The sequence below is a fragment of the Bradyrhizobium embrapense genome (genome assembly GCF_001189235.2).
Taxonomy (GTDB): Bacteria; Pseudomonadota; Alphaproteobacteria; order Rhizobiales; family Xanthobacteraceae; genus Bradyrhizobium; species Bradyrhizobium embrapense.
Genome location: NZ_LFIP02000003.1, coordinates 581460 through 592849 on the forward strand (window position 1 = coordinate 581460; position 11390 = coordinate 592849).

The 11390-nt window shown below is 63.5% G+C and carries 10 protein-coding genes; 3 read left to right on the plus strand and 7 right to left on the minus strand.

What is annotated here, in order from left to right; genetic code table 11:
- Nucleotides 1–67: 67 nt before the first annotated feature.
- From AKN83_RS16755 to AKN83_RS16765, 3 genes are read right to left on the minus strand one after another with little or no spacing between them, the layout of a single operon-like run.
- On the minus strand, nt 68–985 hold the full coding sequence (locus AKN83_RS16755) for an ABC transporter permease (protein ID WP_050405187.1): 918 nt from the start codon (nt 983–985) through the stop codon (nt 68–70).
- Complete coding sequence (locus AKN83_RS16760; protein ID WP_050405188.1) at nt 972–2063, minus strand: ABC transporter permease; 1092 nt, start codon at nt 2061–2063, stop codon at nt 972–974. The genes AKN83_RS16755 and AKN83_RS16760 overlap by 14 nt, the downstream gene beginning before the upstream one ends.
- The gene (locus tag AKN83_RS16765) at nt 2047–3618 is read right to left on the minus strand and encodes an ABC transporter ATP-binding protein (protein WP_050405328.1); all 1572 of its coding nucleotides are present in this window, start codon (nt 3616–3618) and stop codon (nt 2047–2049) included. Before AKN83_RS16765 ends, AKN83_RS16760 begins: the two co-directional genes overlap by 17 nt.
- A gap of 534 nt (nt 3619–4152) precedes the next feature.
- Here AKN83_RS16765 and AKN83_RS16770 point away from each other — a divergent pair.
- A complete protein-coding gene (locus tag AKN83_RS16770; protein ID WP_050405189.1) occupies nt 4153–5247 on the plus strand; it encodes a hypothetical protein in 1095 nt (364 codons plus the stop codon).
- Nucleotides 5248–5359: 112 nt separating this feature from the next.
- Here the strand turns inward: AKN83_RS16770 and AKN83_RS16775 are convergent, their stop codons facing one another.
- From AKN83_RS16775 to AKN83_RS39705, 4 genes are all read right to left on the minus strand, one after another.
- Complete coding sequence (locus AKN83_RS16775; protein WP_050405190.1) at nt 5360–5860, minus strand: nucleoside deaminase; 501 nt, start codon at nt 5858–5860, stop codon at nt 5360–5362.
- 445 nt (nt 5861–6305) lie between these two features.
- On the minus strand, nt 6306–7646 hold the full coding sequence (locus AKN83_RS16780) for an LLM class flavin-dependent oxidoreductase (protein ID WP_050405191.1): 1341 nt from the start codon (nt 7644–7646) through the stop codon (nt 6306–6308).
- 28 nt (nt 7647–7674) lie between these two features.
- Complete coding sequence (locus AKN83_RS16785) at nt 7675–8490, minus strand: class I SAM-dependent methyltransferase (protein WP_050405192.1); 816 nt, start codon at nt 8488–8490, stop codon at nt 7675–7677.
- Between the two features lie 175 nt (nt 8491–8665).
- Nucleotides 8666–8899: a hypothetical protein gene (locus tag AKN83_RS39705; RefSeq protein WP_157113423.1), complete on the minus strand. Its 234-nt coding sequence runs from the start codon at nt 8897–8899 to the stop codon at nt 8666–8668.
- Between AKN83_RS39705 and AKN83_RS16790 the strand changes: the two genes are divergently transcribed.
- Nucleotides 8898–10334: an FAD-dependent oxidoreductase gene (locus tag AKN83_RS16790; RefSeq protein ID WP_050405193.1), complete on the plus strand. Its 1437-nt coding sequence runs from the start codon at nt 8898–8900 to the stop codon at nt 10332–10334. The two genes, AKN83_RS39705 and AKN83_RS16790, sit on opposite strands and share 2 nt — an antisense overlap.
- Before the next feature lie 110 nt (nt 10335–10444).
- Nucleotides 10445–11374 carry a TauD/TfdA dioxygenase family protein gene (locus AKN83_RS16795; RefSeq protein ID WP_050405329.1) on the plus strand — a complete coding sequence of 310 codons (930 nt, stop codon included), beginning with the start codon at nt 10445–10447 and terminating at the stop codon, nt 11372–11374.
- Nucleotides 11375–11390 lie beyond the last annotated feature (16 nt).

Genomic DNA, 11390 nt, shown 5'->3' on the forward strand with positions numbered 1-11390 from the left:
AATCTCCAAACGGGGAAACCATAGTCCGGAACGTGGGCGCCCCATCGCGGCACGTACCGACATCGAGTTAGCGGTCCGGCACGAATACGGTTCCGAGCGCAGCGGGCGCCGTCGAGCCGCCGGTGCGTGCGCGAGAGAGCAGAACCAGGACGATGATGGTCGCGAGATAGGGCAGCGACGACATGAACTGCGACGGAATTCCGATGCCGGCACCTTGCGCGTGCAGCTGAAGAATGGTGACGGCGCCAAACAGGTAGGCTCCGACGACCAGCCGGGCCGGCCGCCAGCTGGCGAACACTGTCAGCGCCAGCGCGATCCACCCGCGTCCCGCCGTCATCCCGGGAATGAAGAAGGGCGTGTAGGCGAGCGGCAGATAGGCTCCGGCAAGCCCGGCGCATGCGCCTCCGAACATGACCGCGTAGAGCCGGATCCGCAGCACCGGATAACCCAGCGCATGGGCGGAGACGTGGTTGTCGCCGCAGGCGCGCAGGATCAACCCGGCCCGGGTCCGGTACAGGAACCACCAGACGCCGACCACCAGGGCGATCGAAAGATAGACAAAGGCGTCCTCTCCGAACAGGATTCGTCCCGCGAGCGGAATGTCGGTGAGGCCGGGGATGTAGAGATGCGGCGCAGGCGTGATGCGTTCGCCAACGAAGCCGGCGCCGATCAGGCCGGACAATCCGATTCCGAGGATGGTCAGCGCAAGGCCCGTCGCGACCTGATTGACTGCGAGCCCGAGCGCCATCAGGGCAAAGATCAATGACATCAGGATGCCGGCGACGACCCCGCAGAATGCGCCGAAGATGATCGAACCGGACAGCCAGGCGGCGCCGAAGCCGCAGGCGGCGCCGACGATCATCATGCCTTCGACGCCGAGGTTGAGCACGCCCGAGCGCTCGGTCACGAGTTCGCCGGTGGCCGCGAGCAACAGCGGCGTGGAGGCCGCCAGCACCGACAGGATGATCGCCTCAACGAGCTCCACTTTGCACCTTTGGTGATGTGGAAATGAGCCGAAAGCGGTAGAGGATCAGGGAATCGCAGGCGAGCACGTAGAACAGCAGGATGCCCTGAAACACCTTGGTGACGTCCAACGGGATTTTCATCGCGATCTGGGCCTGCTCGCCGCCGATAAAGGTCAATGCGAGGAAAAGTCCTGCAATTAGTATTCCAATTGGATTCAGTCGGCCGAGGAAGGCGACGATGATCGCGGTAAAGCCGTAGCCTGGCGAAATGCCGGGCTGCAGGTGGCCGACCGGGCCGGCCACCTCGATGATGCCGGCGAGTCCGGCCAGTGCGCCGGAGATAGCAAAGGTCAGCAGCACCAGCTGGTTGGCGTTGAACCCGCCGAACCGCGCGGCTCGCGGTGCGGCCCCGACGACGCGGATCTCGAAGCCCTTGATGGTCCTGCCGAGCAGCACCGCGCCGGCGGCCACCACGAGCAGTGCGACGATCGAGCCGAGATGCAGCCGGCCGCCTTCGATCAGCGTCGGCACGGTCGCCACCGGATCGAACTCGGCCGTGGTCGGGAAGTTGAAGCCTTGCGGGTCGCGCCACGGTCCGCGCACGAGATAGTCGAGGAGGAGATCGGCGACATAGACCAGCATCAGCGACGTTAGGATTTCGCTGGCACCGAACCGTACCTTGCAGATCGCGGGAATTAGCGCGTAGAGCGCGCCCGCGATCGCACCGAGCGCGAGCATCGCCGGCAATACCCAGTGGCCGGCATCGGTGCCCTGGGTCTTCACCGCGAGCCAGCTTCCGGCGACCGCGCCGATCAGGAACTGGCCCTCGGCGCCGATATTCCAGGCGTTGGCGAGGTAGCACAACGACAGGCCGATCGCGATCATGACCAGCGGCGTTGCCTTGACCGCGATTTCCTGCAGGGAGTAGCCGTCGGTGAGAGGATCGATGAAGTAGACGGCGAGCGCGGAAATCGGGTTCTTGCCGAGTATCGCGAACAGAATGCACAAGGTGACGATGGTCAGCCCGATCGCGATCAGCGGCGAGATCAGCGCGATTATGGTCGAGCGCTCGGCCCGCTTCTCAAGCACGAGCCGCATGGGGTGCCTCCGGCGCTTCAATGCTGCTGCCGCCCATCAACAGGCCCAGTCGTTCACGGCTGGTCTCCGCGGTCGGCACCGGGGCCGACAGGCGGCCATGGAACATGACCGCGATCCGGTCGGCGATCTCGGCGAGCTCGTCGAGGTCCTGGCTCGTGACCAGCACGGCAGCGCCCCGCGCGGCGAGATCAAGCAGCGCCTGCCGGATCACGGCGGCCGCGCCGGCATCGACGCCCCAGGTGGGCTGGTTGACGACGAGCACCACCGGATCGCGCAAAATTTCGCGACCGACGATGAATTTCTGCAGGTTGCCGCCCGACAGGCTCGCCGCTTCCGGATCGCGCTTGGCCTTGCGCACGTCGAAAGTCTCGGTCGTGCGGTCGACGGTCTTCAAGGTCGCGGCGGTGTTCACGAAGCCATGAAGCACCATGTTGCCGATGGCGTGGCCGGTGAGGAGGGCATTTTCCGAGAGCCGCATGCGCGGCGCCGTTCCGTGACCGAGCCGTTCCTCCGGGATGAAGGCCGCGCCCAGCTTGCGGCGCCTGGTGATCGACAGGTGTCCCGCCGCCTGTCCGTCGATCACGATCGTGCCGGGGTCTTTCGCCGGCCGCTCGCCGGAAAGGGCGGCGAACAACTCGTCCTGCCCGTTACCGGCGACACCGGCGATGCCTAGAATTTCACCACCGCGGAGCTCGAACGAGATATGCTCGAGCCGTACGCCGTGCGGATCGTCGGGCGCGAGGCTGAGATCGTTGACCAGCAGACGGGGCAGGGTGATCTGGCGGCTCGCCGCCGCCTTCACTTCCATGATCTCGCCGCCGACCATCATGCGCGCTAGCGATGCCGCGGTTTCGGCCTTGGGATTGCAGGTTTCAACCTTGCGCCCGCCGCGCAGGATCGTTGCGGTGTCGCAGAGCCGCTTCACCTCTTCCAGCTTGTGGCTGATGTAGAGAATCGCGCGGCCTTCGGCCCTGAGGCGATCGAGTACGACGAAGAGCTGGTCGGCCTCCTGTGGTGTCAGCACGGCGGTTGGCTCGTCGAGGATCAGAAATTGCGGATTCTGCATCAGCGCGCGCACGATCTCGATGCGTTGCCGTTCGCCGACCGAGAGTTGCCAGACCTCGCGCCTCGGATCGAGCGGCAGACCGTATGTTCGGGACACCTGCTCGAGGCGCGCCGACATATCCTTGAACGGCTCCTTGCCGTCGAGGCCGAGCGCAACGTTCTCGGCGACCGTCAGATTGTCGAACAGCGAGAAATGCTGGAACACCATGCCGATGCCGTGTGCGCGCGCATCCGATGGTCCGGACAGTACGATCGTTCTGCCCTGCCAGCGGATATCGCCCTCGCTCGGCTGGATCAGGCCGTAGATCATCTTGACCAGAGTGGATTTTCCGGCGCCGTTCTCGCCGAGCAATGCATGGATCTCTTGCGGCCGAATATCGAGATCGATCTTGTCGTTGGCGAGAAACGAACCGTAGCGCTTGGTGAGGCCGATCGTCTGCAGAAGCGGCGTCGCATCTGTGTGCTGCGCGGCAGATGTCGTTGCTAGCATCCCGGGATATCGCATGCGTGAGGAGAGCAGGCCGCAATAGTGGGCCAGTTTCGACGCACGCGTAAGTAGGGAAAAAGCGCCACTGCCTGCTCAAGCATTCGGCAAAACTGAGCCATTTCCGCAAATCTACGGAGCCTTCGGCCTCGCTCACCCAGGAGAGAAATGTTGCAAAAATGCGACTGTCGACCCAATTCGAATTGGGGGCAGTCAACGATGACGCGAAGTTGAGCAGGGCGCCGTTGCGCGCTTCCGACGGACTTTGCGCGCGCATGCCACGCTTTCCGCGGTGCGCGGAAATGTCGCGATAATCAAGCAATGATGGGCACAATATGAAATTTCCGGGTGCGATTGACAGCAGATCCGGCGGCCATCAACCCGCCTAAAATCCGTCAGGCTGCGCCGATCTCGCGGAGGCTGTTGATCAAACACGCGTCAGCACGTGGAAAAACTTCAGGCTTCCCGTTCGCCCCGAAGCTGCGCAACGCTCTCGTGGAAGCATGAACTCCTTGCGCTTCACTCTGGGGGTCTTTCACGATGTTCAACATTCGCCGAATTCTGTCGGCCGCTATACTGGCTTTGGGGTTGGTACCGGCCGCCAATCTCGCGAGCGCCGCTGACCTGCCGGTCAAGGCGCCCAAGCCGCCCGCCGACCTGCCGTTTTTCTTGGTCATTGATGATCGCGTGACCTACTCCTACATTTTCTCCGGCACCGATCCCGGTGTATTTTCCGTCCGTCCTGACGGCAGCATCAATGGAAAGACCGCCAAGCAGGTCTATTCGTTCACGCACTTCGACATCTGGGCCTACGGCCAGAACTTCTTCACTATCTCGATGTACAAGTCGGACCACAACGACCCGGCATCGCCGTGTTCGAATGTCGGTGTGACCATCACCGGAGCTCCGGCGACCTGCGCCGGCGCCACCGAGATTTATGGCCTGTTCCGTTCGACCTTCGGCTGGAATCAGATCTTCAACACCAAGGCGTTCAGCATGGGGCCGCTGAACAACATCTCGTTCGAAGTCGGCATGGACGCCAACACCGAGAACAACTTCCTCGCGCCCGCCAAGCGCGACGTCGTCGCCGGTCTGCAGTTCGAGTTCAACCTTCCCTACAAGGGTTACATCAACGTGTCGCCGTTGATGTATTACGAGTTCGCCAATCATAACGCGTTCGACCAGTGCGGTCTGTTTGGCCCCGGCGTGCCCGGCGTGACCTGCCTGACCGACGGCAATACCAAGTTCAAGCCGACCTGGGCCGTCGAAGTGAACTACTACATGGATCTCGGCTTCCTGCCCGAGAACATGCAGTACTTCTCGATCAGCGGCCGCGCCGGCTGGTACGGCAAGAAGGGCACCGAGAACGAGCCGATGGCGTTCAATCCGGTCACCAACGTCAACACGGCGGTGGAGCTCAACTCCGAGCCGATCCGTCTGACCTTCGACGCGAGCAAGGCGTTCTGGGGTCCGAAGTATTCCCACTTCGTGGATGTCTGGGTCGCCTACCGCTACTGGCAGAACAAGTTCGGCCTCGACCACGCCAAGAGCACCGTCTGTAACGTCGCCCCGGGCGTCAGCAACCATTCCTGCACCGAGGAATCGCTCTATTCCGGCATCTCGGTGAAATTCTGATCCACCCGACCCGTTCCACGGGTGGATCGCCTCGTGGCGCCGCGACACACCGCGGCGCCACTTTCCCCCTTTCCTGCACGGCGGGATGCCGGCCGGCGGGATCGTTGCGCGACTATCGGGTCCAGATGCCCTCGTGCACGATCGCGGCTTCGTCCTCAAGCAACGGACCGACGACCTCGGTCTTGCGTTGACCGCTGTCGAATACGTTGCGACAGGGCAGATCGAGCGTCGGATTGTCGGGGTGATTGCCAGTCAGTTCGCGCAGGCGTTGCTCGCTCAGTCCGTAGACCACGCGGCCGATGCCCGCCCAGTAAATCGCGCCGGCGCACATGGCACAAGGCTCGGCGGATGAGTACAGCGTCGCGCGCGCCCGGACAGCCGCGGGCAACGTCGTGCATGCGAGGGTCGACAGCATTCGCTCGGCATGGGCCGTGCCGTCGCGCGACGGCATGAAGCCATTCTCCACCTCGAGCAGGACGTTGCCATCGCGATCGACGAGGACGGCTCCGAAGGGGTGATTGCCATTGCCGATCGCACGGCGCGCAACCGCGAACGAGTGCCTGAGAAAGCTCTCGTCGTCTCGCGAATGGCTCGGGCGGTCCGTCTCGCTCATACGCAATCTCCTTGCCGTCATGTTTCCGCGCGGTGGCCAGACGGGCCGACCTTCGCCATCATCACGGAGGACGTGGTTTGGGACGACGATCGAGACGCGCGCGAAGTCAGGTCTACACCATTCTCGTGGCCTCGTCCGATCCGTGACGTCTTTGCCGGGCCTCCGGCACGAGAATCATAACCAGCGCCAGGACGACGTGAATCGGAGCCCTATCGGGAGCGCTATGCGGAAGATTGAAGCAATTGCCGTAAGTCCGCCGCGCAGTAAAGGCGGTTGCGTTTCCAGCGGCTCGACCCGCGAGGCGTCATCCTTCCGGGCAGCCCGAAACCACTATCGCCCAATTCCGACAGGACGAAATCCAACTGGAGATCCGATGCAGCGGTCGCGGTCGACGGCTAAACGCGTCGCGTGCGCCGATTCTCTCCGATTGGCGAACGTCAGCCGATCACGCGATCGCTTGGATGGTGCTGGAGAAGGCGCTTGGCGGCCGGTGCAGGCCATAATGGTCGCGCAGTGTCGTGCCGGCGTAGTCGTCGCGGAACAGGCCCCGCCTGCGCAGGATCGGGACGACCTGTTCGGCAAACACGTCGAAGCCACCGGGCAGCCAGGGCGGCATGACGTTGAAGCCGTCGGCGGCGCCGTTCTCGAACCAGGTCTGGATGTTGTCGGCGATCTTCTCCGGCGGGCCTGCAATCACCCAGTGGCCACGGGCGCCGGCCAGGCGCTGGACAAGTTGGCGGATCGTCGGCTTCTCGCGATCGACGATGTCGACCACCAGCTTGAAGCGGCTGGCCACGCCGCGCGCAGCGCTGGTGTCGATCAGATGGCGCGGGAACCGGCCGTCGAGGTCGAACCCGGACAGATCGAGCCCGATCATCTGGCGAAGCTGGGTCAGCGAATATTCCGGCTGGATCAGTTCATTGAACTCGTCCTGCAGCCGATCCGCCTCAGTTTGCGTACTGGCGATGAAGGGACTGATGCCCGGGAGGACCTTGATCTGATCGGGACTGCGATCGTAGGCACGGGCTTGTCGCTTGATATCGGCGTAGAACTCCTGGGCGCTCGCCAGGGTCTGATGTGCCGTGAAAATAGCTTCGGCAAAGCGTGCGGCAAAGGCGCGGCCATCGTCGGACGAGCCAGCCTGCACATAGACCGGCCGTCCCTGCGGTGTCCGCGAGATATTGAGCGGGCCGCGGACGCGAAAGTGCTTACCGGCGTGGTTGATGGCGTGGATCTTGTCAGTGTCGGCGAAGACGCCGGCGACGGGATCGTTGATCAGTGCGTCGTCTTCCCAGCTGTCCCACAGTTTGGTGATGACATCGAGATACTCGCGCGCCCGCTCGTAGCGTTCATGATGCGGAGGATGCTCGGGCAGGCCGAAGTTCTGTGCCGCCTGCGCCGTGCTCGTCGTCACGATGTTCCAGCCGGCCCGGCCGCCGCTGAGATGATCGAGCGAGGCGAACAGACGCGCGAGGTTGTAAGGCTCGGTGTAGGTCGTCGACGCGGTTGCGATCAGGCCGATGCGTCGGGTCGCGACCGCGATGGCGGCCAGCCAGGTGATCGGCTCGAAGCGGAAGCGCTGCGCGTAGCGAACGTTATCGGCGAGCGCCGGCCCATCGGCAAAGAAGATAGCGTCGAACTTGTGCGCCTCGGCCTTCTGCGCCAGCTCCTGGTAGTAGGTGACGTCGAGGATCCGCTCCGCGGCGGAGCCCTTGTAGCGCCAGGCCGCCTCGTGATGGCCACCCGGGTAAATAAAGAGATTGAGAGACAGCTGTCGATCGCTCATGCCTGCGGCTCGCGGAATGTTGGGGTGGTCAGTTGCCGGTTGACGGCTTGTGTGCAAACGCGAAACGCAGGTAGCGCTCCAGAGGTAGCCCTTCCGGTGTTCGTTTCGTTTCGACGAGGCGGGCAAACACGCCGCGGATCTGTTCGCGTTCAGACGCTGAGAACGCCTCGAGGAAGTTGCCGAAGGCGCTGGCTTCCGACCATCGGAGCAGCGAATTGACGTTCTCATGCACCTCGGTCAGCGTGCGCAGCTCGCTGCGGTAGCCGGCAAAGCCGGCGGCGGCGAACAGCGATCTGAGTCCATCGTCGGTCAGACCGAGCACCGGATTGGAATCCTGGCGATGATCGGCGAACCGGGCCTCGGCGATGGCCTGGCGCAGCAGCACGCGGGACTGATGCGGACGGGACGGGTCCTGCACGTTGAGCCCGAGGCGGCCGCCGGGCTTGAGCACACGATGGATTTCCTGCAAGGCGCCGCGCTTGTCGGCAATCCAATGGAAGACGCTGTTGAGATAGACCGCATCGAACTGGCCGTCGTCGAAGCCTGCGAGGTCTTCGGCCCGGCCGGTGTGGAATTGCAGATGATCCGACTGCCGAAGTCGCGCGATCTCGATGCGGCCGGGGAGCGGATCGATGCCGATCACCCGCCCATTCGGTCCGACCAGGCCGGCGACGAATTCGGCAAGCCGGCCGGTGCCCGTCCCGATATCGAGCACATGCTCGCCGGTCCTGATCGCCAATGGTCCGATCAGGAACTTGCCGTGACGGAACTGAACCAGCCCCGCCTCGTCATAGGAGCGAGCCAGCTCAGGCGTATCGTGTTCGAGGCTGATGACACCACTCATCTGCGGCGTGTCCTATCGTTCATGATGGCAACGCTATGTGCACTTCGGCGTGCTAGCGACGTTCGGACTCTACGTCGGTGATCGCAAGCCTGTCGATGAAATGAACTTGCATTGTTGCGTCGAATGCCAGCATGAAGCTTGTGAGTTGATCGACGATCATAGACGAGTGCCTCCGTCACGAAGAAATCAGCGGCTCGTTCGTGCCGTTCTTGCGTGTCGGGCGCTCCAGCTGTTCCGGTCTTGCGCGCTGAAACGGCGGAGAAAGCGACGATCGTCGCAAATATTTCAACGGCTGCGTCGGCCGCGAAGCGATCATTGCTCGCCGCGGAAAACAAAGCTGGTTTCGTTTCATTGACTGGCGATCGATCGCTTTTACGATTTGCATTGTCAAAGCGAGGCCGATCGTCATGCCGCAGTCCGACCCCGACAGTGTTGCTCGTGAGGCCTTGCGCCTGATCGGACCCGATCCGCAAAACTGGGTGCCCGATCTGGACGGGATCGATCATAATGTGGTCGTCGTCGGCGGTGGACAATCCGGCTCGGCGTTTGCGTTCGCGCTTCGGCGGGCAGGGATCGGCAAGGTCTCGGTGATCGATGCTGCGGCCGGCGTGGCTGAGTCGGGCGTGTGGCTGACGAGTGCACGCATGCACAAGCTTCGGACGCCGAAGTCCCTGCCGGGTCCGGAGCTTGGTCTGGCCGGTCTCGGGTTCCAGGCGTGGTATGAGGCGCGCTACGGTGCAGCCGCCTATGATGCGCTCGACCGCATTCTGCGGTTCGATTGGGCGGCCTATCTCGATTGGTACCGCAGGGTCACCGGTGTAGCGGTTCGTTACGCGACGCGGCTGGTCCGGATTGAGCCGGCGGGGGAGCATCTGCGGCTGCATCTGAAGCAGGGCGGTCGCATCACGGTCGAGACTGCGCGAAAACTTGTGCTTGCGACCGGCTTTGCAGGAAGTGGCGGCGCCGTCATTCCTGATGCGCTGCGCGATCTGCCGAAACACATTCATGCTCATACCTCCGAGAGGATCGACTTCAGGTCGCTCCGAGGCCGATCGGTGGCGGTGATTGGAAGCGCCGCGTCGGCGTTCGATGCCGCTGCCGTCGCGCTGGAAGCCGGAGCGCGCGACGTCCACCTCTATGCGCGGCGCGAGACGCTGGCCTCGCTTCCGGTGATCCGGATCCGCGGCTATCCGGGCGCCTACGACAATTACGGGGCTTTGCCGGATGCCCTGCGCTGGCAGCAGGCGATCCGCTTCCGCGAAGCAGGTTCGACCCCGCCGCCAGATGCGATCTCGCGCGCCGTCGCGTTTCCCAATTTCCATCTCCATCTCGGCGCGCCGTGGCAAGCTGTGCGGCTCGAGGGCGGGCGTCCCGTCGCGGTGACGCCGCAGGGCGAATTCGGTTTCGACTTTGCCATCGCCGGTACCGGATATGCCGTGGATCTCGGCGCGCAGACCGAGCTTCGCGACTTTGCGGATGAGATCCTGCTGTGGCGCGACCGCTTCACGCCGCGTGACCAGGACAAGGATGAGACTCTCGCGGCGTATCCCTATCTGGGATCGGGCCATGAATATCTGGAGAGGGAGCCCGGTCGCGCACCGTTCCTGAAGAATATCCATGTCTTCAACCCGGCAGCCTTCGTCAGCTTCGGCCTGCCGGTCGGCGATGTCCCGAGCTTCAAGCGCGACATTCCCGCTGTCGTGGCGCGGATCAGTCGCGATCTGTTCCTGGCCGATCTGGCGGCGCACGAGGCGCGCATCAATGGACCGATCGCCGACGATTTTGCTGCCGAGCTTTATGCTCGGGCGGTCTGGCGCCCACCGGAGCACGTCGCGGCCGAGTAGAGCCACACCATCAAGCAGGTTTGCAGAGCCGGTTTGTTTGTCTCCGCCGTCGTTACCGCGACCGGCGCATGGCGGAGCCTTGTCTGGAGCATCGCGGTGAGAGCACGATCATGAGCAACACGACTGTCATCGATAACGTCATTCCGCGCGCTGATATCGTCAAGCGTGCGGCGCGGCTTGGAGCAGAGATCCGAAATGTCCGGCTGTCGGGTGACCTGTCCGACGAAGTTATCCGCGCCATCAACCAGGTGCTGCTCGAGCACAAGGTGATCTTCTTCCGCGACCAGCAGCATCTCGACGATTCCGAGCAGGAACGCTTTGCGGTGCGGCTCGGCAGACTGGTGCCGCATCCGACGGTCGGCGCGATCAAGGGGACGTCGTCGATCCTGGAGCTGGATTCGGGACGCGGCGGCGGCCGAGCCGACCAATGGCACACCGACGTGACGTTCGTCGATGCCTATCCGAAGATCTCGGTGCTGCGCGGGGTGGTGATTCCGCCCTATGGCGGCGACACCATCTGGTCGAATACGGCCGCGGCGTATCTCGACCTGCCGGCGCCGCTGCAGCGGCTCGCCGACGAGCTTTGGGCCGTGCACAGCAACGCCTATGACTATGCCGTCAAGGCGCGGGCAAGCGAGGCCGACCGCAAGCATTTCGATGAAGTGTTCACCGGCACGATTTACGAGACCGATCATCCCGTCGTGCGCGTTCACCCCGAGACCGGTGAGCGGACGCTGGTGCTCGGCAATTTCGTGCAGCGCTTCGTCGGTCTGCCGAAATACGACGGCCAGAAGCTGTTCGACCTGTTCCAGTCGCATATCACGGCGCCGGAGAACACGGTGCGCTGGAGCTGGAAGGCCAGCGACGTCGCGATCTGGGATAATCGCGCGACCCAGCACTATGCGGTCAACGACTATGGTGATCAGCACCGCGTGGTGCGCCGTGCCACGATCGACGGCGAAGTTCCGGTATCGATCGACGGTCGCCACAGCGTGACGCGCATCAAGGCGCCGAAGCAGCAGGCCGCGAAGGCGGCATGATCTAGCCGGATCGAGG

Coding starts and splice junctions, on each gene's coding strand:
- AKN83_RS16760 (WP_050405188.1), bottom strand. CDS start 2,063: ATGCGGCTCGTGCTTGAGAAGCGGGCCGAGCGCTCGACCATAATCGCG.
- AKN83_RS16765 (WP_050405328.1), bottom strand. CDS start 3,618: ATGCTAGCAACGACATCTGCCGCGCAGCACACAGATGCGACGCCGCTT.
- AKN83_RS16770 (WP_050405189.1), top strand. CDS start 4,153: ATGTTCAACATTCGCCGAATTCTGTCGGCCGCTATACTGGCTTTGGGG.
- AKN83_RS16775 (WP_050405190.1), bottom strand. CDS start 5,860: ATGAGCGAGACGGACCGCCCGAGCCATTCGCGAGACGACGAGAGCTTT.
- AKN83_RS16780 (WP_050405191.1), bottom strand. CDS start 7,646: ATGAGCGATCGACAGCTGTCTCTCAATCTCTTTATTTACCCGGGTGGC.
- AKN83_RS16785 (WP_050405192.1), bottom strand. CDS start 8,490: ATGAGTGGTGTCATCAGCCTCGAACACGATACGCCTGAGCTGGCTCGC.
- AKN83_RS16790 (WP_050405193.1), top strand. CDS start 8,898: ATGCCGCAGTCCGACCCCGACAGTGTTGCTCGTGAGGCCTTGCGCCTG.
- AKN83_RS39705 (WP_157113423.1), bottom strand. CDS start 8,899: ATGACGATCGGCCTCGCTTTGACAATGCAAATCGTAAAAGCGATCGAT.
- AKN83_RS16795 (WP_050405329.1), top strand. CDS start 10,445: ATGAGCAACACGACTGTCATCGATAACGTCATTCCGCGCGCTGATATC.